22 protein-coding genes are annotated in these 22,997 nt (G+C 76.1%); 2 read left to right on the forward strand and 20 right to left on the reverse strand.

Annotation, left to right across the window (positions count from 1 at the left end):
• Window positions 1-210: 210 nt before the first annotated feature.
• The 5 genes from KPL57_RS49270 to uvrC all read right to left on the reverse strand — a co-directional run bounded on the left by KPL57_RS49270 (window position 211) and on the right by uvrC (window position 5,976).
• Entirely contained in the window at window positions 211-948 is a 738-nt protein-coding gene (locus KPL57_RS49270) for a hypothetical protein (RefSeq protein WP_226357324.1), read from the reverse strand.
• 105 nt (window positions 949-1,053) lie between these two features.
• Window positions 1,054-2,049, reverse strand: coding sequence for a DNA-binding protein WhiA (whiA, locus tag KPL57_RS49275; protein ID WP_062395598.1), 996 nt, complete (start codon window positions 2,047-2,049; stop codon window positions 1,054-1,056).
• Window positions 2,040-3,071, reverse strand: coding sequence for a uridine diphosphate-N-acetylglucosamine-binding protein YvcK (gene yvcK, locus KPL57_RS49280; RefSeq protein WP_226357514.1), 1,032 nt, complete (start codon window positions 3,069-3,071; stop codon window positions 2,040-2,042). Before yvcK ends, whiA begins: the two co-directional genes overlap by 10 nt.
• Window positions 3,072-3,100: 29 nt before the next feature.
• On the reverse strand, window positions 3,101-4,000 hold the full coding sequence (gene rapZ, locus KPL57_RS49285; RefSeq protein ID WP_226357325.1) for an RNase adapter RapZ: 900 nt from the start codon (window positions 3,998-4,000) through the stop codon (window positions 3,101-3,103).
• On the reverse strand, window positions 3,997-5,976 hold the full coding sequence (gene uvrC / locus KPL57_RS49290) for an excinuclease ABC subunit UvrC (RefSeq protein ID WP_226357326.1): 1,980 nt from the start codon (window positions 5,974-5,976) through the stop codon (window positions 3,997-3,999). The genes rapZ and uvrC overlap by 4 nt, the downstream gene beginning before the upstream one ends.
• Window positions 5,977-6,160: 184 nt before the next feature.
• Here uvrC and KPL57_RS49295 point away from each other — a divergent pair, with 184 nt between their 5' ends.
• A complete protein-coding gene (locus tag KPL57_RS49295; RefSeq protein WP_308016651.1) occupies window positions 6,161-6,961 on the forward strand; it encodes a DUF2786 domain-containing protein in 801 nt (266 codons plus the stop codon).
• A 7-nt stretch (window positions 6,962-6,968) separates the two neighbouring features.
• On the opposite strand, the gene KPL57_RS49300 is transcribed toward KPL57_RS49295, so the two are convergent.
• From KPL57_RS49300 to metK, 11 genes are all read right to left on the reverse strand, one after another.
• Complete coding sequence (locus tag KPL57_RS49300; RefSeq protein WP_374203892.1) at window positions 6,969-7,481, reverse strand: PH domain-containing protein; 513 nt, start codon at window positions 7,479-7,481, stop codon at window positions 6,969-6,971.
• Between the two features lie 31 nt (window positions 7,482-7,512).
• Complete coding sequence (gene ribH, locus KPL57_RS49305) at window positions 7,513-8,004, reverse strand: 6,7-dimethyl-8-ribityllumazine synthase (protein WP_062395601.1); 492 nt, start codon at window positions 8,002-8,004, stop codon at window positions 7,513-7,515.
• A 70-nt stretch (window positions 8,005-8,074) separates the two neighbouring features.
• The gene (locus KPL57_RS49310) at window positions 8,075-9,343 is read right to left on the reverse strand and encodes a bifunctional 3,4-dihydroxy-2-butanone-4-phosphate synthase/GTP cyclohydrolase II (protein WP_226357516.1); all 1,269 of its coding nucleotides are present in this window, start codon (window positions 9,341-9,343) and stop codon (window positions 8,075-8,077) included.
• 74 nt (window positions 9,344-9,417) lie between these two features.
• Window positions 9,418-10,050 carry a riboflavin synthase gene (locus KPL57_RS49315; RefSeq protein WP_226357327.1) on the reverse strand — a complete coding sequence of 211 codons (633 nt, stop codon included), beginning with the start codon at window positions 10,048-10,050 and terminating at the stop codon, window positions 9,418-9,420.
• Window positions 10,051-10,062: 12 nt separating this feature from the next.
• Window positions 10,063-11,094 (reverse strand): bifunctional diaminohydroxyphosphoribosylaminopyrimidine deaminase/5-amino-6-(5-phosphoribosylamino)uracil reductase RibD, encoded by a 1,032-nt coding sequence (ribD, locus tag KPL57_RS49320; protein ID WP_226357517.1) that lies wholly within the window; start codon window positions 11,092-11,094, stop codon window positions 10,063-10,065.
• A gap of 79 nt (window positions 11,095-11,173) precedes the next feature.
• Window positions 11,174-11,860, reverse strand: a complete 687-nt coding sequence (rpe, locus tag KPL57_RS49325; RefSeq protein ID WP_226357518.1) for a ribulose-phosphate 3-epimerase — start codon at window positions 11,858-11,860, stop codon at window positions 11,174-11,176.
• A gap of 77 nt (window positions 11,861-11,937) precedes the next feature.
• A complete protein-coding gene (locus KPL57_RS49330; RefSeq protein ID WP_226357519.1) occupies window positions 11,938-13,284 on the reverse strand; it encodes an RsmB/NOP family class I SAM-dependent RNA methyltransferase in 1,347 nt (448 codons plus the stop codon).
• A 1,120-nt stretch (window positions 13,285-14,404) separates the two neighbouring features.
• A complete protein-coding gene (fmt, locus tag KPL57_RS49335; RefSeq protein WP_226357328.1) occupies window positions 14,405-15,337 on the reverse strand; it encodes a methionyl-tRNA formyltransferase in 933 nt (310 codons plus the stop codon).
• A complete protein-coding gene (gene def, locus KPL57_RS49340; protein WP_062403164.1) occupies window positions 15,334-15,882 on the reverse strand; it encodes a peptide deformylase in 549 nt (182 codons plus the stop codon). The genes fmt and def overlap by 4 nt, the downstream gene beginning before the upstream one ends.
• 103 nt (window positions 15,883-15,985) lie before the next feature.
• Window positions 15,986-18,091: a primosomal protein N' gene (locus KPL57_RS49345; RefSeq protein WP_226357329.1), complete on the reverse strand. Its 2,106-nt coding sequence runs from the start codon at window positions 18,089-18,091 to the stop codon at window positions 15,986-15,988.
• Window positions 18,092-18,188: 97 nt separating this feature from the next.
• Entirely contained in the window at window positions 18,189-19,391 is a 1,203-nt protein-coding gene (gene metK / locus KPL57_RS49350) for a methionine adenosyltransferase (RefSeq protein WP_226357330.1), read from the reverse strand.
• A gap of 347 nt (window positions 19,392-19,738) precedes the next feature.
• Here metK and KPL57_RS49355 point away from each other — a divergent pair, with 347 nt between their 5' ends.
• Window positions 19,739-20,281: an SH3 domain-containing protein gene (locus KPL57_RS49355; protein ID WP_226357331.1), complete on the forward strand. Its 543-nt coding sequence runs from the start codon at window positions 19,739-19,741 to the stop codon at window positions 20,279-20,281.
• A gap of 75 nt (window positions 20,282-20,356) precedes the next feature.
• On the opposite strand, the gene coaBC is transcribed toward KPL57_RS49355, so the two are convergent.
• From coaBC to mihF, 4 genes are read right to left on the reverse strand one after another with little or no spacing between them, the layout of a single operon-like run.
• Window positions 20,357-21,574: a bifunctional phosphopantothenoylcysteine decarboxylase/phosphopantothenate--cysteine ligase CoaBC gene (gene coaBC / locus KPL57_RS49360; RefSeq protein WP_226357332.1), complete on the reverse strand. Its 1,218-nt coding sequence runs from the start codon at window positions 21,572-21,574 to the stop codon at window positions 20,357-20,359.
• A gap of 9 nt (window positions 21,575-21,583) precedes the next feature.
• Window positions 21,584-21,853, reverse strand: a complete 270-nt coding sequence (gene rpoZ, locus KPL57_RS49365) for a DNA-directed RNA polymerase subunit omega (protein ID WP_020627644.1) — start codon at window positions 21,851-21,853, stop codon at window positions 21,584-21,586.
• A 38-nt stretch (window positions 21,854-21,891) separates the two neighbouring features.
• Window positions 21,892-22,482 (reverse strand): guanylate kinase, encoded by a 591-nt coding sequence (gmk, locus tag KPL57_RS49370; RefSeq protein ID WP_226357520.1) that lies wholly within the window; start codon window positions 22,480-22,482, stop codon window positions 21,892-21,894.
• A gap of 33 nt (window positions 22,483-22,515) precedes the next feature.
• Window positions 22,516-22,830 carry an integration host factor, actinobacterial type gene (mihF, locus tag KPL57_RS49375; protein WP_226357333.1) on the reverse strand — a complete coding sequence of 105 codons (315 nt, stop codon included), beginning with the start codon at window positions 22,828-22,830 and terminating at the stop codon, window positions 22,516-22,518.
• Window positions 22,831-22,997: the final 167 nt, after the last annotated feature.

The following is a 22,997-nucleotide window of genomic DNA, read 5'->3' on the forward strand; positions in this document are numbered from 1 at the left end:
CGCCGGCGCGTGCCGTGCTCGGCAGCCACCCTATCGGCGCATCGGCCGTCGCGACCCCCGTAGGGCCCGTGACCTGCGCCGCGCTCGGGGATCGGGCGCGGTCGGGCCGCTCCGGACGGTCCCCGGTGTGGGGACGGACCGGTACCGGCCGGTATCCGGACACGCGACGGCCCCGTGCCCGGGCGGGTCACGGGGCCGTCGCGGGCGGGCTCAGGCCAGGCGGAGCAGGCGGCGCCAGCCCGGACGGGTGTCGGGGACGTCGGCGGCGGCGCGCTCGTCGTCGGAGAAGCCCTCGACCGGCTCGTGCGGACGCCCGTCGCGGGCGCGGGTCACGAACGCCGAGGCCGCGGACAGCGCGGCGGTCACGCCGGTCGCACCCGGACCCGCGGTGATGGTGGCGGTGACCGGCACGCCGAAGCGCTCGGCCCCGTCGCCCGCGGGCCGCTCGGCGACGGCGACGGCGGCGTCCCCGCCCTCGCCCCGGTTCTCCCCGGACGCGGCCGCCCGGGCACCCGCGGCGGCCGGGATCGTGCCGGTGGTCACGTCGACCAGCACGAACTCCCAGGCGTAGGTGCTCTGCTGGTGGACGATGCGCTCGCGGACCGCGGAGGTGTCGCCGACGGCGCCCTCCCCGACGAGCAGGACGACGACCCGCTCGGGGCGGTCGGCCTCGTCGCGGGCGGCGAGCTCGTCGCCGACGGCGCCGAGCAGCCGGGCCGCGCCGCCGCGCAGGTCCGGGCCGCCCAGCGGGCGCAGCTTCGCGGGCAGTGCGGTGCGGGCCTCGGCGGCACCGACCGGGACGGCGGGCGGGTGCGTGCCGTCGGGCAGCGAGCGGGTGAGGTCGTCCCCGGTGGCGACGACGACCTGCAGGTGACCGTCGTGGGCGTCCTGCTCGGCGAGCAGGTCCGCCAGACCGGAGCGCAGTGCGGGCAGGAGCGGCCGCAGCATGCTGGATCGATCGAGATGAACGGCGAGGAGGGTGGAGCCCGGGATCGTCACGGCGGCATCATGCCCGACGCCCCGCACCCCCCTCGTGACGGGGTGTGACCGCGGTCAGCGCCCGCCGCCCTCCTCCTCCAGCATCTCGGCGGTGACGGCGGACTCGGTGTCGGGGATGCCGAGCTCGGCGGCCTTCTTGTCCGCGGTCTGGAGCAGCCGCCGGATCCGGCCGGCCACCGCGTCCTTGGTCATCGGCGGGTCGGCCAGCTGGCCCAGCTCCTCCAGCGACGCCTGGGTGTGCTCGGCCCGCAGCCGCCCGGCGGCCTGCAGGTGCTCGGGCACCTCGTCGCCGAGGATCTCCAGGGCGCGGCTGACCCGGGCCGCCGCGGCGACCGCGGCCCGCGCCGAGCGGCGCAGGTTGGCGTCGTCGAAGTTCGCGAGCCGGTTCGCCGTCGCCCGGACCTCGCGGCGCATCCGCCGCTCCTCCCAGGACAGGACGCTCTGGTGGGCGCCCATCCGGGTCAGCAGCGCGCCGATCGCGTCGCCGTCGCGGACGACGACCCGGTCGGCGCCGCGGACCTCGCGGGCCTTCGCCGCGACGCCCAGCCTGCGTGCCGCGCCGACCAGGGCCAGCGCGGCCTCGGGGCCGGGGCAGGTGACCTCCAGTGCGGAGCTGCGGCCCGGCTCGGTGAGCGACCCGTGCGCGAGGAACGCGCCGCGCCAGGCGGCCTCGGCGTCGGACAGGTCACCGGAGACGACGGGCGGCGGCAGCCCGCGCACCGGGCGGCCGCGGTTGTCGAGCAGCCCGGTCTGGCGGGCGAGTCCCTCGCCGTCGCGGATCACCCGGATCACGTAGCGGGCGCTGCGGCGCAGCCCGCCCGCGGTGATCACGTGCGCGTCGGCGGTGTGGCCGTAGAGCTCGTGGATCTCGCGGCGCAGCCTGCGGGCGACCGAGCCGGTGTCGACCTCGGCCTCGATCACCACCCGGCCGCCCACGATGTGCAGGCCGCCTGCGAAGCGGAGCAACGAGGCGACCTCCGCGCGCCGCGACGACTGCTTGGTGACGGTGAGCCGGCTCAGCTCGTCCTTCACCGTGGCGGTCATGGCCATCGGGAGCTCCTTCCGCGCTGCGGGCTGTCGTGCTGCGGGCTGTCGTGCGTGCCGTTCTCCGTCGGGACCCGGCCGGGGGTCAGAGCGCCGAACACGTCGGCGAGTGCCCCGGCCAGTGCGTCCGGGTCGTGCCGCGGGGTCGCCGCCCGGGCGTCGGCGACGGCGGCCGGCCACACCCGTCCGCCGGGGACCAGCAGGTCGGCGGCGGCCGCGTCCAGCCGGTCCGGCAGGCTCACCGACCCGGCGTCGGCCAGGACGGCGTGCACCCGCAGACCGGGAGCGTGCCCGGACAGTACTTCAAGGTGCTGTTCGGGGGAGAAACCGGCGGTCTCCCCCGGCTCGGGGGCCAGGTTGAGCAGCACGACCCGGGCCGCCGGGGTCTCCAGCAGCGCGTCGCGCAGCCCGGGCACGAGCAGGTGCGGGAGCACGCTGGTGAACCACGAACCGGGTCCGAGGAGCACGACGTCGGCGTCGCGCACCGCGCGGACGGCCTCGTCGCAGGCGGGTGGGTCGGCGGGCCGCAGCCAGACCCGGCGCACCCGGCCCGGGGTGGAGGCGACGGCGACCTGGCCGCGGATCAGGTGGGCGCCGTCGACGCCGTCCAGCGCGACCTCCGCCTCGATGTCCAGCGGCACCCGGGCCATCGGCAGGACCCGTCCGGCGCAGCCCATCAGCTCGCCGACGGTCGCCAGTGCGCGCACGGGGTCGCCGTCGCGTTCCAGCAGCCCGGCGAGCAGCAGGTTGCCCACCGCGTGCCCGGCCAGCGCGCCGGTCCCGCCGAAGCGGTGCTGGACCAGCCCGGACCAGAAGCGGCCCCGCTCGTCGTCGCCGGCCAGCGCCGCGAGGGCCATCCGCAGGTCGCCGGGCGGGAGCAGGCCGAGCTCGCGGCGCAGCCGCCCCGAGGAGCCGCCGTCGTCGGCGACGGTGACCACGGCGGTGATGTCGGTGACCGGCGGGCAGCGGCGCAGTGCGGTCAGCGTGGCGTGCAGGCCGTGCCCACCGCCGAGCGCGACCACCCGCAGTCCCCCGGTGCGCTCGGGTGGGCGTGGGCTCACTCGCGCCCCATGTCGCGGTGCTCGACGTTGACCTGGATGCCCTCGCGGTCGGCGAGCCGGCGCCCGATCTCCTCCGAGATCGCCACCGAGCGGTGCTTGCCGCCGGTGCAGCCGACGGCCACGGTCAGGTACCGCTTGCCCTCGCGCCGGTACCCGGCGCCGACGAGGTCGAGCAGCTCCAGGTAGCGGTCGACGAACTCCTCCGCGCCCTCCTGGGACAGCACGTAGTCGCTGACCTCCCGGTCGCGGCCGGTGAACGGGCGCAGCTCGGGGATCCAGTGCGGGTTGGGCAGGAACCGCACGTCGACGACGAGGTCGGAGTCCAGCGGCAGCCCGTACTTGTAGCCGAACGACAGCACCGTCACCCGGGTCGCGGCGTGCGCGCTCTCCTGGGCGAACGAGCCCTCGATCCGGGTGCGCAGGTCGTGCACCGACAGGTTCGAGGTGTCGACGACGAGGTCGGCGTCCTCGCGCAGCGGCCGCAGCACCTCGCGCTCGGCGTTGAGGCCGTCGGTGATGCGCCCGGAGCCCTGCAGCGGGTGCGAGCGGCGGTTCTGCTCGAAGCGGCGCACCAGCACCGCGTCGGAGGCCTCCAGGAACAGCAGCTTGGGCCGGTAGCCGCGGCCGTCGAGGTCCTTGATGACGGCACCGAGGTCGTCGGTGAACGCGCGGGAGCGCACGTCCATCACCACCGCGATCCGGGCCACCTCGCCCCGGGCCCGCGACCCCAGCTCGACCATCGTGGCGATGAGCTCGGGCGGCAGGTTGTCCACCACGAACCAGCCCAGGTCCTCCAGGACCTTCGCTGCGGTGCTGCGCCCGGCCCCGGACAGGCCGCTGACCACCGCGACCTCGATCCCCGGGCCCGCGGTCACCTCGCCGTTGTCGTCGGTCATGCCTTCTCCCCCTCGGTTCCGGCGTGCAGGGCCGCGACCACGGACTCGGCGGTCCGGCGACCGAAGCCGGGCACACCGGCGATCTCGTCGACGTCGGCGGCGCGCAGCTTGCGCACCGACCCGAAGTGCTTGAGCAGCGCCTGCTTGCGGGCCGGGCCGAGCCCGGGGACCCCGTCGAGAGCGGACGCCGTCATGCCCTGCGAACGACGCTGGCGGTGATAGGTGATGGCGAACCGGTGCGCCTCGTCCCGGATCCGCTGCAGCAGGTAGAGCCCCTCGCTGGTCCGGGACAGGATCACCGGGTCGGTGTCGTGGGGCAGCCAGACCTCCTCGAGGCGCTTGGCGAGCCCGCACACCGCGACGTCGGTGATCCCCAGCCCGGCCAGCTCCGCGGCCGCCGCGTCGACCTGCGGCTTCGCACCGTCGACGACGAGCAGGTTCGGGGGGTAGGCGAACTTCTTGGGCCGCCCGGTCTCGGGGTCGATCCCGGTGCGCACGGTGTCGCCCGGCGCGACCTCCCCGGAGCCCTCGGTGGGGGCCGGCTCGTCGGCCGTCTCGGCCAGGTAGCGGCGGAACCTGCGCCGCACCACCTCGGCGATCGAGGCGACGTCGCCCTCCTGTGCCGCGTCGCGGATCTCGAAGCGGCGGTACTCGGACTTGCGGGGCAGCCCGTCCTCGAAGACCACCAGCGACGCGACCACGTTCGTGCCCTGCACGTGGCTGATGTCGATGCACTCGATGCGCAGCGGCGCCTGGTCGAGCTCCAGGTTCTCCTGGATCTCCTGCAGCGCGGCCGACCGGGCGGTGAGGTCCCCGGCGCGGCGCAGCTTGTGCTGGGCGAACGCCTCCTTCGCGTTCCGCGCGACGGTCGCGGCGAGGTCCCGCTTGTCGCCGCGCTGCGGCACCCGGATCCCGACCCTGGAGCCGCGCAGCCCGGTCAACCAGCGCTCCAGCGCGGGCGTGTCGGAGGGCAGCACCGGGACCAGGATCTCCTTCGGCACCGGCTGCGCCGCGTCGTCGGCGGCGCCGGCGAGGGCGTGCTGCTCGCCGTAGAACTGGGAGACGAACCGCTCGACGAGCTGCTCGGTGTCGGTGGGCTCGACCTTGTCGATCACCCAGCCGCGCTGGCCGCGGACCCGGCCGCCGCGGACGTGGAAGACCTGGACCGCGGCCTCCAGCTCGTCCTCGGCGAAGGCGACGACGTCGGCGTCGGTGCCGTCACCCAGCACGACGGCCTGCTTCTCCAGGGCGCGGCGCAGGGCGCCGAGGTCGTCGCGCATCCGGGCCGCGCGCTCGAACTCCAGGTTCTCCGACGCCTCGGCCATGTCGCGTTCGAGCTGGCGGACCATCCGGTCGGTGCGCCCGGACAGGAAGTCGGAGAAGTTCTCGACGATGTCGCGGTGCTCGTCGGCGCTGACCGTGCCCACGCAGGGGGCGGAGCACTTGTCGATGTAGCCGAGCAGGCAGGGCCGCCCGATCTGGCCGTGCCGCTTGAACACCCCCGTCGAGCAGGTGCGCGCGGGGAAGACCCGCAGCAGCAGGTCGAGGGTCTCGCGGATGGCCCAGGCGTGGGCGTACGGGCCGAAGTAGCGCACGCCCTTGCGGCGCGGGCCGCGGTAGACGTGCAGCCGCGGGTACTCCTCGTGCATCGTCACGGCGAGCACGGGGTAGCTCTTGTCGTCGCGGTAGCGGACGTTGAACCGCGGGTCGTACTCCTTGATCCAGTTGTACTCGAGCTGGAGGGCCTCGACCTCGGTCCCGACGACCGTCCACTCCACCTTCGCCGCGGTGGTGACCATCTGCCGGGTGCGCGGGTGGAGGCCGGACAGGTCGGCGAAGTAGGAGTTCAGCCGCTGCCGCAGGCTCTTGGCCTTGCCGACGTAGATCACCCGGCCACGGGGGTCGGAGAAGCGGTACACCCCGGGCGACTCCGGGATCGTCCCGGTCGCCGGACGGTAGGTGCTGGGGTCGGCCATGGTGACTCCCAGGGTAGTTGCGGGCACCGACGGTCCCGGTCCGGCCTCGGCGCGGGCCCCGGACGAGGTGTAGGGACGCGTGTCGGCCGGGGACCTCGCGCGGCGCCGCCTGAACTGTCGGTAGGGTCCGGTACACCTCGCCCTCGAACACGAGTTCGACCATACCGAGCCCGAGGAGACCGCCGTGAGCACCGCGCAGGAGACCGGCCCCCGCACCGACATCGGCACCGCGCCGGGTGAGCAGGTGCCCGGGGCCCGGCTGGACCGGATCCGCAAGCTGCTGGCGAAGGCGGAGCGGGCCGGCACCCCGGACGAGGCCGAGATCTACACCGACAAGGCGTTCGCGCTGATGGCGCGGCACGGGATCGACGAGGCGCTGCTGGCGGCGGCGCCCGGCGCCGGGCCGTCGCGGGCCGACCCGATCGGCCGGAGCCGGATCACCGTCGACAACCCCTACAGCGGGGCGAAGGCCCGGCTGCTGGGGTGGACGGCGTCGGCGCTGCGCTGCCGGTGGGTGATGCACGACCAGCGGGGCGGCTCGGTCGCCGCGGTGACCGTGTTCGGGTTCGCCTCGGACCGGGAGCGGGTGGAGCTGCTCTACACCTCGCTGCTGCTGCAGGCCACGGCCGCGCTGGCCGCGGTCCGCCCGCCGGACCCGGGCGAGTCGGTGGCGGCCTACCGGCGGTCCTGGATCTACGGCTTCGCGGGCCGGGTATACGAGCGGCTGTGCGAGGCCGAGCGCTCCGCGCTGGGCGAGACCGAGGCCGAGACCGGGCGGGCGGCGGCCTCGACCGAGCTGGTGCTGGCCGACCGCGGCGCCGAGGTCGACCGCGCCTACGACGCCGAGTTCGGCCGGCTGCGCCGCGCCCGCCGCCCGCAGGTGTCGGGCAGCGGCTTCCGGCACGGGGCCGCCGCGGCCGACCGGGCCGACCTGGGCGGCCCGCGCCTGGACGGCCGGGCCGGGGCGCCGGGCATCGGCGCCTGAGCCGGGGTCACTCCCCCAGGACGGCGGTGCGGTGCAGGGTGCGCAGGGTGCGGACGTGGCGCACGGCCAGCCCGCGGTCGACGGCCTGCACGGCGAGCACCGACTGGTACTCGTCGTCGGGCAGCTCCAGGCGGGCCGAGGCGGCGCCGTCGGGGAACGAGACGCCGTGCACGTCGGCCCAGTCGTACCACCGGGCGGTGATGACGTTGCGGACCTCGATGCCGTGGCTGTCGGCGCGCACCCGGGGGCGGGCCATGAGCAGCAGCCCGCCGGCGACGAACGCCCCGATGACCATCATCGCGACCTGGTCGGCCGGCTGGAAGATCACCCCGGTGTCCTCGGCGGGCATGAAGTAGGCCGCGATGAGGAAGAACACCATCACGCCGGCGGCGCTGAGCCAGGCGGTCCAGCGGATGACCCGCGGGCGCAGGGTCACCGCGTCCGGTCCGGGCCCGGTCCGGGTCCGGGCCACCGGGGCGGCGGGGGCGGGGGTGGTGGAGTCGGTCGGCTGCTCGGTCACTGGAGTCTCCCTGTGCTGACCCGGGTCGGGGTCACGGGCGGGTCGGGGCACCGGCGCGCAGGTCGCGCAGCGCCAGCGCCGATTCGAGTGCGGCGATGCAGGCCTCGGCACCCTTGTCCTCGGCCGCGCCCGGCGCGCCGGAGCGGTCGATCGCCTGGTCCACCGTGTCGGTGGTGAGCACGCCGTTGCCGACCGGGGTCGACTCGTCGAGCGCCACGCGGGTGAGGCCCGCGGTGACGGCGTCGCAGACGTACTCGAAGTGCGGGGTGCCGCCGCGGACGACGACACCGAGCGCGACGACGGCGTCGTGGCCGCGGGCGAGCTCCTGGGCGACGACCGGCAGCTCGACGGTGCCGGGCACCCGCACGACGGTGGGCTCGGCACCGGCCTCGCGGGCCGTCGCGACGGCCCGTTCCAGCAGCCGGTCCACGATCTCGGCGTGCCAGCGGGCCGCCACCACCCCGACCCGCAGTCCGCTCGCGTCCAGCTGCGTGGCCCCGGAGGGCCGGCCCTCACCGCTCATGGGCCGATTCTCGCCTCTCGGCCCGCGCGCCGCGCCACGGGGTCTCCCGGTGCGCGGCGCGCGGCCGGGGTCAGAGCGCCGGGTCGGCGACCTCGCCGAGATCGGGCAGGTCGTGGCCCATCCGGTCGCGCTTGGTCCGCAGGTAGCGCAGGTTCTGCGGGGTGGCGCGCACCGGCATCGGCTCGCGGCCGACGACGCGCAGCCCGTAGCCCTCCAGCCCGGCACGCTTGTCCGGGTTGTTGGTGAGCAGCCGCATCGACTTCACGCCGAGGTCGGCGAGGATCTGGGCGCCGATGCCGTAGTCCCGGGCGTCGGCGGGCAGCCCCATCGCGAGGTTGGCGTCGACGGTGTCGGCGCCGGCCTCCTGGAGCTGGTAGGCCTGCAGCTTGTGCAGCAGGCCGATCCCCCGGCCCTCGTGACCGCGCATGTAGAGCACGACGCCGCGGCCCTCCTTGGCGACGGCCTCCAGGGCCGCGTCGAGCTGGGGGCCGCAGTCGCAGCGCAGCGAGCCGAGGACGTCGCCGGTGAGGCACTCGGAGTGCACCCGGACGAGCACGTTCTCGCCGTCGTCGGCGGGGGTGGCGATGTCGCCCATCACCATGGCGATGTGCTCGGTGCCGTCGAGGGTGCAGTCGTAGCCGTGGGCGAGGAAGTCACCGTGGCCGGTGGGGATCCGCGCGGTCGCGACCCGCTCGACGTGCTTCTCGTAGCGGCGCCGGTAGGCGATGAGGTCGGCGATGGTGATCAGGGTGAGGTCGTGGTCGGCGGCGAACACGCCGAGCTCCTCGCCGCGGGCCATCTCGCCGGTGTTCTTCTCCGAGACGATCTCGCACAGCGCGCCCGCGGCGGGCAGGCCCGCCATCCGGGCGAGGTCGACCGCGGCCTCGGTGTGCCCGGGGCGACGCAGCACGCCGCCCTCGCGGGCCTGCAGCGGCACGACGTGGCCGGGCCGGACCAGGTCGTGCCGGTCGGTCTCCGGGTCGGCCAGCGTGCGGATCGTGTGCGCGCGGTCCTGGGCGGAGATGCCGGTGGTGACGCCCTCCTTCGCGTCCACGGTGACCGTGTACGCGGTGCGGAAGGAGTCCCGGTTGGTGTGGTGCATCGGCGGCAGGTCGAGCCGCTCGCAGGCCTCACCGGTGATGGCCACGCAGACGTAGCCGGAGGTGTAGCGGACGGTGAACGCCAGCAGCTCCGCGGTCGCCTTCGACGCCGCGAAGATGAGGTCGCCCTCGTTCTCGCGGTCCTCGTCGTCCATCACGACGACCGGCTTGCCCTCGGCGATGTCGGCGATGGCCTTCTCGATCTGGGCGAAGCGCTCGGCCCGCTCCGAGGGCGACATCGCGGTGTGCGGGGCGTCCGGCAGCTTGCCCGACCCCTGGCCTGCCGGCGTGACCGGCGACTCCCACGGCTCGCTCACCGGGCGACCCCTTCCTGTCCGGACCCGGGCCCCTGCAGGTACCCCGCGGTCATGCGTTCCACGTACTTGGCGATCACGTCGACCTCCAGGTTGACCGGATCACCCGGGGCGCGCGACCCCAGGGTGGTCTCGGCCAGGGTCGTCGGGATCAGCGCCACCCCGAACCCGTCCGGGTACACGGTGGCGACGGTCAGCGAGACCCCGTCGACGGCGACGGAGCCCTTCTCGACGACGTAGCGGGCCAGCTCGGCGGGCAGCGAGAAGCGGACCTCGTCGCTGCGCTCGCCGGGGGTGCGGGACACCACGGTGCCGACGCCGTCGACGTGGCCCTGCACGATGTGGCCGTCGAGCCGGCCACCGGCGGGCACCGCGCGCTCCAGGTTGACCCCCGACCCGGCGCCGACGGCGCCGAGCGAGGTCCGCTTCAGCGTCTCGGGCACCAGCTCGAGGGTCAGGGTGGCCGCTCCCGGCCCGGTGACGACGGCGGTGAGGCAACAGCCGTTCACCGCGACCGACTCCCCGTGCCCGACCTCGGCGGCCAGGGCCGCGCGCACGGTCAGCACGACGACGTCGTCGTCGGTGCGGACGTCGACGACCTCGCCGACCTCCTCCACGATCCCGGTGAACATCGCCCGTCCCTCCTACTGCGGCACGTCCGGCCCGGTCGGGCCGGGTGCCGGTCGTGCGTCGATGACCACGTCGTCGCCGGCGCGGTGGATCTCGTCCACGTGCAACCGCACGATGTCGGCGATCGTTACCACGCCCGCGTCGCCGAGGGCGTGCGGTCCCGCGCCGAGCAGGGCCGGGGCCAGGTGCACGAGCACCCGGTCGACGAGCCCTGCGGCGACGAACGCACCGGCGAGGGTCGGTCCGCCCTCGAGGAGCACGTCCACCACGGTCCGGTGGCTGAGCTCGGCGAGCACCTCCCCCGGATCGCGGGTGCGGAGGTGGAGCACGTCGGCGGTGCCGGCTTCGTCGGTCCGGGCCAGCCGGGCGCCGGGCGGGACGTCGCGGTGTCCCACCACCACCCGCAGGGGCTGGTGGTCGAACAGGGTGCCGTCGGGCCGGCGGGCGGTCAGCGCCGGGTCGTCGGTCAGGACGGTACCCGTGCCCGCGACGATCGCGTCCATCCTGCGGCGCAGGTCATGCACCGTGCCGCGCGCGGCCGGGCCGGTGATCCAGCGGCTGGTGCCGTCGGCGGCGGCCACCCGGCCGTCGAGCGTGGTGGCGACCTTCCAGGTCACGTGGGGGCGTCCGGTGCGCGTGCGGTGCAGCCAGCCGCGCAGCGGACCGAGGGCCACCTCGTCGGCGAGCGTGCCGAGCGTCACATCCACACCGGCGGCACGGAGCCGGTCCAGCCCGCCCGCCGCGACCGGGTTGGGGTCGGCGACGGCGGCGTGCACCCGGGCGATCCCGGCCTCGAGGAGGCCGTCCACGCACGGCGGGGTGCGACCGGTGTGGTTGCAGGGCTCCAGGGTCACCACGGCGGTCCCGCCCGCGGCGCGGTCCCCCGCCTGGGCGAGCGCGGCGCGTTCGGCGTGCGGACCGCCGGGCGGTGCGGTGGCACCGGTGCCGACGACGACGCCGTCGCGGTCGAGGACCACGCAGCCGACGGCCGGGTTGGGGCTGGTCGTGCCGTGGACCTCCGCGGACACGGCGAGGGCGCGGCGCATGGCGGCGGCCGTGCGCTCGTCGGTGCCGGTCGGGCGGTCCACTCCGGTGTGCTCCGTCGCTCGGTCGTCCGCGGCGGGCTCAGTCGGCCCAGCGGTGCGGGTTCGCCCGGCGGACGCTGTCCCGCAGCGCGGCGACGGCGCGGCCCGGGTCGTCGGCGCCGTAGACGGCGGACCCGGCGACGAAGCAGTCGACGCCGGCCTCGGCCGCCTGGTCGATGGTGTCGGCGTTGATGCCGCCGTCGATCTCGACGAGGACCGTGAGGTGCCCGGTGTCGACCAGGTTGCGGACGGTGCGGACCTTGTCGAGGACCTCGGGGATGAAGCTCTGCCCGCCGAAGCCGGGCTCGACGCTCATCACGAGCAGCGTGTCGTAGTGGCGGAGCACCTCGACCCACGGGTCGAGCGGGGTGCCGGGCTTGATCGACAGCCCGGCGAGGGACCCGGCGGCGCGCAGGTTCTTCGCGAGCATCACCGGGTCGTGGGCGGCCTCGGCGTGCACGGTGACGTTGCGGGCGCCCGCCTCGGCGTAGCCCGGGGCCCAGCGGTCCGGGTCCTCGATCATCAGGTGGCAGTCGAGCGGGATGTCGGTGGCGGCGCGCAGGCTCTGCACCACCGGCAGGCCGAGCGTCAGGTTCGGCACGAAGTGCGCGTCCATGACGTCGACGTGCAGCCAGTCCGCGCCGTTCCCGGTCCCGTCGCCGCCCACGGCGGCGGCCTCCTCGCCGAGTCGGGCGAAGTCGGCCGAGAGGATGCTGGGCGCGATCATCGGGTGCACGCGGAGGAGGTTACTGGCCGCTCGCCGGCGGCCCCGCACCCGTGGGCGAGGCCGCCGTCACACCGCGGTCACTCCTCGAGCGGGCGGCGCAGCAGCGCCAGGAACATCGCATCGGTGCCGTGCACGTGCGGCCACAGCTGGACGGTCGGCCCGTCCCCGAGGCCGGGGACCTCGCCGGGCAGCGAGGCGCGCGCGTCGAGCTGTTCGACGGCACCGGCCGGACCGGGGCGTCCCTCGCGGCCGACGATCCGGCCGACGACGCCGACGGTCTCCGACACGTGCGGCGAGCAGGTGACGTAGGCGACGACGCCGCCGGGGCGGACGTGACGCAGCGCGGCGACGAGCAGCTCGCGCTGCAGCCGGGTCAGCGTCGCGATGTCCTCGGGGCGGCGCCGCCAGCGGGCCTCGGGGCGGCGGCGCAGCGCGCCCAGCCCGGTGCAGGGCGCGTCGACGAGCACCCGGTCGTAGCCGCCGTCGGGCAGCGGGGCCTCCCGGCCGTCGGCGACGTGCACGGTGACCGGCAACTCCGCGACGGACCGGCGCACGAGGTCGGCGCGGTGCTCGCTGGACTCGACCGCGTCGAGCGTCCCGCCCCGGGCGGCGACGAGCCCACCCAGCAGCGACGCCTTGCCGCCCGGCCCGGCGCACAGGTCGAGCCAGCGGCCGGTGTCCTCGCCCAGCAGCTCGGCGCGGGCGAGCGCGACAGCGACGAGCTGGCTGCCCTCGTCCTGGACGATCGCGAGCCCCTCGGCGACGGCGTCGAGCTCGCCGACGTCGCCGCTGCCCGGTTCCAGGTGCACCCCGTAGGGCGAGTACGGCGCCTGCTCGCCGCCGGTGGCCAGGGCCAGCTCCTCGGCGGTGATCTCACCGGGCCGGGCGAGCAGGTGCACGCGGGGCCGGGTGTCGTCGGCGGCGAGGGCGGCGGTCAGCTCCTCGCCGGTGCCGCCGAGCGCGTCGGCGAAGGCCTGCGCGATCCAGCGCGGGTGGGCGTGGCGCAGCGCGGCGTCGCCGACCGGGTCCTCGGCGGGGTCGGGGGCGAGGCGGTCGAGCCACTCGGCCTCGGTGTGCTCGCCGATGCGGCGCAGCACCGCGTTGACGAACCCGGCCGACTGCGAACCATGATCGGACCGGACCAGCTCGACGCAGGTGGTCACGGCCGCGTGGTCGGGCACCCGGGTGCGCAGCAGCTGGTAGGCGCCCAGGCGCAGCGCGTCGAGCAGCGCGTGCTCGATCTTGGCCAGCGGGCGGTCGGTGCAGGCGTCGATGATCGTGTCGAGCAGGCCCTGGGCGCGCAGGGTGCCGTAGCCGAGCTCGGTGGCCAGGCCGGCGTCGCGGTCGCGCAGCCGGTGGCGGCGCAGGATGCCGGGCAGCGCGAGGTTGGCGTAGGCGTCGCGCTCGCGGACGGCGGTCAGCAGCTCGTAGGCCGCCTGCCGGGCGGGGTCGACGGCCGGGGGCCTGCCGGGGCCGCTGCGGCCGCGGGGCGGGCCGGAGTTGCGGGGGCCGGAGGTGCGCTCGCGGCGGGGGCCGCGGTCGCCGCCCCGGTCCCCACGGTCGTCGCGGCCGCCACGGCGGTCGTCGCCGCGGTCGGGGCGGGGACGGTCGCCCTGCGGGCGGTCACCGCCGGGACGGTCGCTGCGGGGACGGTCGCCGCGGGCGCGGTCGCCCTGGGGTCGGTCGCCCTGGGGTCGGTCGCCCTGGGGTCGGTCGCCCCGGGGCCGGTCGTCACGCGGGCGGTCGTCACGGTCGTACCGCGGACGGTCGCCGGCGGGGCGGTCACCGCGGGGGCGGTCGTCGCGCGGGCGGTCGTCACGGCGGTCGGGGCGGGGCCGGTCGCCACGGGCACGGTCGCCGCCGGGGCGGTCGCCGCGCGGGCGGTCGTCACGGGAGCGGTCGTCACGGTCCCGGTACGGCCGGTCCCCACGGGGACGGTCGTCGCGTCCCCGGTCGCCGCCGCGCGGGCGGTCGTCCCGGGAGCGGTCCCCGCCGCGGGCGCGGTCGTCGCCCCGCGGCCGGTCGTCGCGGCCCCGGAACGGGCGGTCGCCGCGGGGACGGTCGTCGCGCGACCGGTCCCCGCCGTCGCGCGGGCGGGCCACGTCGCCGCCGGAGCGGGAGTGGCTGGGCCGGTCGGAGTCGCGCCACCCACCGCCACGGCGCTCCCCGGAGCCGCCCGAGCCACCGGAGCCGGAGCCGCCGCGCCGGTCGCCGGACCCCGGGCCGCCGCCCCAGCCGGACCCGGTGCGCGGGCCGCGGTCGTCGCGCGACCGGTCCCCGCGGGCCCGGTCACCGCCCGACCGGTCACCGCCCGGCCTGTCGCCACCGCGGTGCCGGTCGTCGCCGGTGGGCCGCTCGGGGCGGTCGGACCGGTCGGGCCGGTCGCGGTCGGGGCGGGGGTCCTGCTCGCTCACGTGGTCTCCTCGGCGGTGGTCCGCCGTGGCCGGGGGCCGGCCGTCGTCCGGGATGTCGGAAGGTCCGGGATGTCGGAAGTCGGTGTGGTGTCGGGAGGTCGGTGCGCCGGACCGGGGCGGGTGGCGGCGGTCAGCCCAGGTACTCGACGCCGTCGATCCGGGCGCCGCGGGCCCAGTCCGGCGCGGGCATGAACCGCTTGCCCTTCGGCTTCACCTCGCCCAGCTCGACCGGGACGGTCGCGGTCCCGGCCAGCACCCGGCGGCGCTCGACCCGCAGCTCCCCCGGCGCGAGCTCGACCTCGCCGGTGCGCAGCGGGCGGACCGGGCCGAGGCCGAGGCGGTCGTCGCGGAACCCGCACCACGCGCCGGGCTCGGGGGTGACCGAGCGGATCAGCCGGTCCAGCGCGGCGGCCGGGGTGGTGAAGTCGGCGCGGGCGTCGGCGGTCGTGACCTTCGGCGCGAGCGAGGCCCCCTCGGCGGGCTGCGGGACGGCGGCCAGCGTGCCGTCGGCGATGCCGTCCAGGGTCGCGGCGAGCAGCCGGGCACCGGACTCGGCGAGCCTGCCCAGCAGGTCGCCCGCGGTGTCGGTCGCGCCGACGGTCTCGGTGACCAGGCCGTAGGTGGGCCCGGTGTCCATGCCCTCCTCGAGCCGGAACGTGGTGGCACCGGTGACGTCGTCGCCGTGCCGGATCGCGGACTGCACCGGCGCCGCGCCCCGCCAGGCGGGCAGCAGCGAGAAGTGCAGGTTGACCCAGCCGTGGACGGGCACGTCCAGCACCGGGCGGGGCAGCAGCGCCCCGTAGGCGACGACCGGTGCGCAGTCCGGGGCGAGCGCGCGCAGCGTGTCGAGGAACTCCGGGTCCGACGGCTTCGCGGGGGTCAGCACCGGGATCCCCGCAGCGTCGGCGAGCTCGCCGACCGGGGAGCGGGTGAGCCTGCGGCCGCGCCCGGCGGGGGCGTCCGGGCGGGTCAGCACCGCGACGACCTCGTGGCCGGGGTGCTCCAGCAGCGCCCGCAGCGACGGCACCGCCGGGTCGGGGGTGCCGGCGAACAGCAGCCTCATCGAGCCTTGCCGAACATGGGGTGCGGGCTCGCCTTGACCACCGGCTCGGGCTCGCCGAACCAGGCGGCCTCCCGGATCTCGCGCATCGCGAGCTTGCGGGTCTCGGCGTCGAGCCGGTCGACGAACAGCACGCCGTCGAGGTGGTCGGTCTCGTGCTGGATGGCCCGCGCCAGCAGCTCGGAGCCCTCGACCACCTGCGGCTCGCCGTGCATGTCCCAGCCCCGCGCGACGACGTGCAGCTTGCGCCGGCAGTCCCAGCCGAGCCCGGGGATGGACAGGCAGCCCTCCATGCCGAACTGCTCGTCCTCGCCGACGGCCTCCCAGGTCGGGTTGACCAGGTGCCCGGAGAAACCGTCGCAGTCGTAGACGAACACCCGCTTGCCGACGCCGATCTGCGGCGCGGCCAGGCCGGCGCCGCCCTCGTCGTGCATGGTGTCGGTCAGGTCGCTGACGAGCTTGCGCAGCTCCGCGTCGAAGTCGGTGACCTCGGTGGCGCGGGTGCGCAGGACCGGGTCGCCGAACAGCCGGACGGGCTGGATGGGCACGGGCTTCCCCTCACGGCGGACGAGTGCGGTGATCAGCGCTCCATTGTGCCACTGCGGCACCGCCGGTCCCGTCGGGTGTCACGGCGGTGACGCGGCGCACCGCTCAGTCGATCTCGTCGGGGTCGAGCCGGACCCGGACGGTCTCGGGGGCCTTGCGGGCGGTGCGCAGGGCCTGCGCGTCGTGCAGGGCGCGGGCCAGGTCCCGCCCGGCGCGGCGCGGGACCCGCAGCAGCGCGCGCTCGCGGACCTCCTCGGCGGCACCGTGACCGGCCCCGGGCCGGTCCGGCGGGTCGATCTCGACCGGTCCGAGCAGCTCCACCCCCTCGGGCGGGGACGGGTCGACGCGCCCGGTGCCGAGCACCGCGTCGCAGATCTCGGCGACGGCGGCGGGCGGCCCCTCCACCGAGGCCATCCGGATCGCGGGCGGGAACCCCACCTCGGCGCGTTCGGCGAGCTCGGCCTCGGCGTGCCCGGCCGGGTCCCACCGCACCAGCGCCTGCACCGTCGGCACCGACGCCTCGGCGACGACGACGACCCGTCCGCCGTCGGTGTGCGGCACGACCCCGGCGGCCGCGGCGAACCAGCGGCGCAGCGTCTCCTCGGCGACGCGCAGGTCGGGCCGGGCGAGCATCGCCCAGCCGTCGAGCAGCAGCGCGGCGCCGTAGCCGGCCCCGCCGCCGCCGTCGACGACCGGCTCCGCCCCCGGGGTGGCGACGACCAGCGCGGGCCCGGCCGGGACGGTGTCGAGGACCTCGGCGCCCCCGCCGGAGGTCCGCACGGTGACGCCGGGGAACGCGCGGCCGAGCTCCTCGGCGGTGCGACCGGCGCCGACCACCCCGGCCCGCAGCCGTCGCGACCCGCAGTGCCCGCAGCGGAACGCCGGCTCGGCGCGGCCGCACCAGCGGCAGGCGGGTAGCGCACCCTCCGACCCCGCGCCGGAGCGCGGCAGGCCCAGCGGCCCCGCGCAGTGCCGGCAGCGGGCGGCGTCGCGGCAGGACGCGCACGCCAGGAACGGCAGGTATCCCGACCGCGGCACCTGCACCAGCACCGGGCGCCCGGCGGTCAGCGCGGCGCGGGCGGCCTCGAACGCGACGCCCGGGACGCGGGCCGCGCGGGCGGCCGGGTCACGCACGAGCTGGGTGTCGGTCTCCCCGATCGCGGTGACCCGCGGCATCCGGGCGCGCACCCCGGCACGGTCGGCCGCGATGGGACTCGCCCAGCGGGTCTCGACGAGCACCTGCGCCTCGGCGGTCCGGGCGAACCCCGCGAGCAGCAGCGCGGCGCCCTCGCGGTGCGCGCGCAGCACCAGCACGTCGCGGACCTGCGGGTAGGGGGCGCGGGGCTCGGAGTGGGAGTCGTCGCCGTCGTCCCACACGGCCAGCAGGCCGAGCTCGCCGAGCGGGGCGAACGCCGCGGACCGGGTGCCGACGACGACCCGCACGCTCCCCCGCCGCACCGCCAGCCAGCGCCGGTAGCGCTCGGCGGGCCCGAGCTCCGCGGTCAGGGCCACCACGCCGTCCTCGCCGAGCAGCGCCGCACAGGCCGCGTGCAGCCGGGCGACGTCGCGCTGGTCGGGCACGACGAGCAGCGCCGAGCGGCCCGCAGCCCGGGTGGCGACGGCGGCCTCGGCCAGCCGGGCCGCCCACTCCTCCCCCGGCAGCGCCTGCCAGACGGCGTGTGCGGCGCGCCCGCCCGCCAGCGCGTCGAGGAACGCCCCGCCGCGCGGGTAGGCCTCCCAGCCGGCGCGGTCCACCGGGGCCGGGCCGGGCGTGTCGCGCTCGCGGGGGGTCTCGGACTCGACGCGGGCGTGCCGGGCGGGTACCGCGAGCCGCAGGACGTCGGCCATCACCCCGGCGTAGCGGTCGGCGACGGCCCGGGCCAGCCCGGCCACCTCGGCGGTGAGCACCGGTTCGGGCGAGACGACCTTGTCGACCCAGGCGAGCTTCCCGGCGTGGGCGGTGTCGTCGGAGCGTTCCAGCAGGAAGCCGTCGACCAGCCGGCCGGCGAAGCGCACCCGCACCCGCACGCCGGGGACGGCGGCGCCGTCGAGGTGGGTCGGGACGCGGTAGTCGAAGGTCCGGTCCAGGTGCGGCAGCGCGACGTCGACCAGCACCCGCGCGACCGGACGGGCCGGAGCGGGCTGCCACTGCCCCCGGTCGCGCCCCGGGCGGCGGGCGCGGGCCGCCGGGGCCGTACGCGGAGAGCTCACGCCGAGGGTCTACCACGCGGCACCGACGCCCCCCGGAGACGCCCGTGGCCGCCGACCGCACGGGGTGGTCGACGGCCACGGGGCACGTGCTCGGCGCTCAGCCGCCGGCGACCGACTTCAGGGCGTCGGCGCGGGAGGTGTCCTCCCACGGCAGCTCGACGTCGGTGCGGCCGAAGTGGCCGTACGCGGCGGTCGGGCCGTAGATCGGGCGCAGCAGCTTCAGGTCGCGGATGATCGCGGCCGGGCGCAGGTCGAAGACCTCCTCGATGGCGGCCTGGATCCGCGCCGGGTCGACGTTCTCCGTGCCGAAGGTCTCCACGAACAGCCCGACCGGGGCGGCCTTGCCGATCGCGTAGGCGACCTGGACCTCGATCCGCCCGGCGAGCCCGGCGGCGACGGCGTTCTTGGCGACCCACCGCATGGCGTACGCCGCGGAGCGGTCGACCTTCGACGGGTCCTTGCCGGAGAAGGCGCCGCCACCGTGGCGGGCCATGCCGCCGTAGGTGTCGACGATGATCTTGCGGCCGGTGAGGCCCGCGTCACCCATCGGGCCGCCGAGCACGAAGCGGCCGGTCGGGTTGACCAGTAGCCGCGGCTGCGACGGGTCCCAGCCCAGCGCCTCCACCTCGGGGGTGACGACGTGCTTGAGGATGTCGGGGGCCAGCATGCCGTCGAGGTCGACGTCCGCGGCGTGCTGCGAGGACAGGACCACGGTGTCGAGGCGGACCGGCTTGTCGCCGTCGTACTCGATGGTGACCTGGGTCTTCCCGTCCGGGCGCAGGTAGGGCAGCGTGCCGTTCTTGCGGACCTCGGTCAGCCGGCGCGACAGGCGGTGCGCCAGCGCGATCGGCAGCGGCATCAGCTCGGGGGTGTCCTCGCAGGCGTAGCCGAACATCAGGCCCTGGTCGCCGGCGCCCTGCTTGGCGATCTCGTCCTCGGCGGACTCGACGCGCTTCTCGTAGGCGGTGTCGACGCCCTGGGCGATGTCGGGCGACTGCGCACCGATCGCGACGTTGACGCCGCAGGAGGCGCCGTCGAAGCCCTTGGCGGAGGAGTCGTAGCCGATCTCGAGGATCTTGTCCCGGACCAGCTGCGGGATCTCGACGTAGGCGTTGGTGGTGACCTCACCGGCGACGTGCACCTGGCCGGTGGTCACCAGGGTCTCGACGGCCACCCGGCTGCTCGGGTCCTGCGCGAGCATCGCGTCGAGGATGGTGTCGCTGACCGCGTCACAGATCTTGTCGGGGTGGCCCTCGGTGACCGACTCGCTGGTGAACAGGCGACGGCTCGTGGTTGACACGCGCAGTTTCTCCATCCCGTTGGAAACGTTCTCCGCTCCGGCGCGACGACCCCGTCACGCTCGCTCGGACGCACGACCATGATCGCGAGCGCCCCTCGGCATGCAGAGTAGTCCAGACCAGCCGCCCGTACGGGAGTACCCACGACGGAACTCACACACGGAGCGTGACGGCACGCTGAAATGACGCTACCCAGTGTCGCCGGATGGGGTGATTGACCCTCCGCTCACGAATCGAACGGGCGTCGGCTCGTTGGGCGGGACAACACCTCGCACGCCCCGCGGGGTCGCCCACGAACGGATCCGCACGGTGGCCTCCCCGGCCCCGGCGGCACGGAGGTTGTTCCACCATGAAGCCGAACTCGCGACGCGTCGCAGCCGTCCTCGGCGCACTGGCCGTGGCCGGCGTCACCACCACCGGGATCATCGCCGGCACCGCGTCGGCCGCCGGTACCGGCACCTGCACCCAGAGCGTCAACGTCCGCTCCGAGCCCGAGGCCGACGCGCCGATCGTCGGCGTGTGCGAGCGGGGTGAGTCCACCTCGACCGGGGAGACCCGGGACGGGTTCGTCGAGCTCCCCGAGTACGGCGGCTGGGCGATGACCCGGTACGTCTCGACCTCCGGCGCCGAGCGCTCCGGGTCCTCGGAGGACTCGCTGACCCCGAGCAGCACCGAGCGGTCGGCCCCGTCGACCTCGTCGCCGTCCACGTCGTCGGCGACGCCGTCGACCGCGAGCCCGCGCTCGACCTCCTCGGCGACGCCGTCCACGTCCTCGCCGCGGTCGACCTCGTCGGCCACGCCGTCCACGTCGGGTGAGGGGTCGGGCGAGGGGTCCGACTCCTCCTCCGACGAGGCGGCGCCGACCCGCAGCTCCTTCTTCGACGAGGACTGAGTCCGGTCGCACACGACGACGGGCCCGCACCGGGAGCTCTTCGGTGCGGGCCCGTCGTCGTGTGTGCGGGGATGCTCAGCGCAGGCGCGGGGTGACCGCGTCCCAGATGCGGGAGGCGAGCAGCGCCTTGGAGCCGAACGGCAGCTCGTCCTCGCCGCCGTCGCGGGCGAGCAGCCAGCCGGCGTTGTCCGTGGTCTCGAAGGCCTTGCCGTCGCCGACCGCGTTCACCACCAGCAGGTCGCAGCCCTTGCGGGCGAGCTTGGCGCGGCCGTGGTGGAGCACGTCGCCGTCGGCGTCGCCGGTCTCGGCGGCGAACCCGACCACGACCTGGTCCGGCCGCGGCGGGTCGGCCACGAGCCCGGCGAGGATGTCGGGGTTCTGGGTCAGCCGCAGCGGCGCCGGCTCCGCGTCGCCGCGCTTGATCTTGTCGGCGGCGGTGTCGACCGGGCGGAAGTCCGCGACGGCGGCGGCCATCACCACGGCGTCCGCGTCGGCGGCGGCACCGCGGACGGCGGCCTCCATGGCGACGGCGGTCCCCGCGGCGACCACGTCCACCCCGGCCGGGGCGCCGAGGTCCGCGGTGTGCCCGGCGACGAGCGTCACCCGCGCGCCGCGCTGGGCGGCGACCCGGGCCAGCGCCCAGCCCTGCCGGCCCGAGGACCGGTTGCCGAGGAACCGGACCGGGTCGAGGTTCTCCCGGGTCCCGCCGGCGCTGACGACCACGTGGCGGCCCTCCAGGTCGCGCGGCAGCGCGTCCGGGCGCTCCAGCAGCAGCCGGGCCAGGTCGACGATCTCGGCCGGGTCGGGCAGCCGGCCCTTGCCGGTGTCCGCGCCGGTCAGCCGGCCCGCGGCGGGCTCGATCACCACGGTGCCGCGGGCGCGGAGCAGGGCGACGTTGTCGACCGTCGCGGGGTGCTCCCACATCTCGGTGTGCATCGCGGGCGCCAGCACCACCGGGCACCGGGCGGTCAGCAGCGCGGCGGTCAGCAGGTCGTCGGAGCGGCCGTGCGCGAGGCGGGCCATGAGGTCCGCGGTCGCCGGGGCGACGACGACGAGGTCCGCGCCCTTGCCCAGGGCGACGTGCGGCACCTCGTGGACGTCGTGGAACACCCCGGTGGCGACGGGCCGGCCGGACAGGGCCTCGAACGTCGCGGCCCCGACGAACCGCAGCGCGGACTCGGTGGGGATCACCCGCACCGCATGGCCGGACTCGGTCAGGCGACGCAGCACCTCGGCGCTCTTGTAGGCGGCGATGCCGCCGGAGACGCCGAGGAGCACCTCGGGAGGAGCCATCGAGAGGTCTTACTCGCCCTCGGTGTGCTCGAGCATCCCCGCCTGGATCTCGCGCATCGCGATCGACAGCGGCTTCTCGCGCGGGCCCGGCTCAACGAGCGGGCCGACGTACTCGAGCAGGCCCTCACCGAGCTGGGAGTAGTAGTCGTTGATCTGCCGGGCGCGCTTGGCCGCGTAGATGACCAGCGCGTACTTCGAGCTGACCTGGCCGAGCAGGTCGTCGATCGGCGGGTAGGTGATGCCCTCGGGGGCGGTGGAGGTGCCGGTGGGCGTGCTCACGTGGTGGACTCCTGAAGAACGAGGGGGACCTGGGGCGCTCAGACGGCGCCGCGGTCGACCGCCAATGCTACCAACCGGCCGATCACGGCCTGCAGGTCGTCGTTGACGACCACCTCGTCGAACTCCCCCTGGGCGTCCATCTCCTCGATGGCGGTCCGCAGCCGGCGCTCGCGCTGCTCGGGGGTGTCGGTGCCGCGGTCGGTGAGCCGGCGGGCCAGCTCCTCCATCGACGGCGGCGCGACGAAGACGGTGACGGCCTCGGGCAGGACCCGTTTGACGGACCGGGCGCCCTGCAGGTCGACCTCGACCAGGACCGGACGGCCCCGGTCGAGGGCCTGCTCGACGGGCACCCGGGGCGTGCCGGAGCGCTGCAGGCCGCCGTGCACCTCGGCCCACTCGAGGAGCTCGCCGCGCTCGATGAGCGCGTCGAACTCCTCGCGGGACACGAAGCGGTAGTCACGGCCGTCCACCTCGCCCGGCCGCGCGGGCCGGGTCGTGGCGGACACGCTGAACAGCAGCTCCGGCAGCGCCTCGCGCAGTCCCGCGACCACGCTGCTCTTGCCCACCCCGGAGGGCCCGGCCAGCACGAGCAGCCGCCCGCGGGCGGGGCCGGTCCGGCCGGAGGACATGACGGAGGAGGTGTCGGTCACGGGACGCCCGGATCAGCTCGGGTAGCGCTCGAGCAGCGCCTTGCGCTGACGGTCGCCCAGGCCACGCAGACGGCGGCTGGTCGCGATCTCCAGCTCCTCCATGATCTGCTGGGCGCGGACCTTGCCGACGTTCGGCAGGGCCTCGAGCAGCGCCGAGACCTTCATCTTGCCGAGGACCTCGTCGGTCTCGGCCTTCTTCAGCACCTCCTCGAGGGTGGTGCCGCCGCGCTTGAGGCGGTCCTTCAGCTCGGCCCGAATCCGGCGCGCGGCCGCGGCCTTCTCCAGCGCTGCGGCGCGCTGTTCCTCGGTCAGCTGGGGAAGGGCCACGGTTGGTTCCTCCGTACTTTCCTGTGTCGTTCTCGTCGTTCTCGCCGCCGTGATCCCGGCTCGCGCCGGGGTGTCGCGTCAGCGATCGGGTGGTGGGTCGCACCGACCCGTCCGGGGGACGTCCCCGGCGTCGTCATTCGAACGTACCCACGACCTCCACGGAAGCG

This window comes from Pseudonocardia sp. ICBG601, assembly GCF_020496245.1.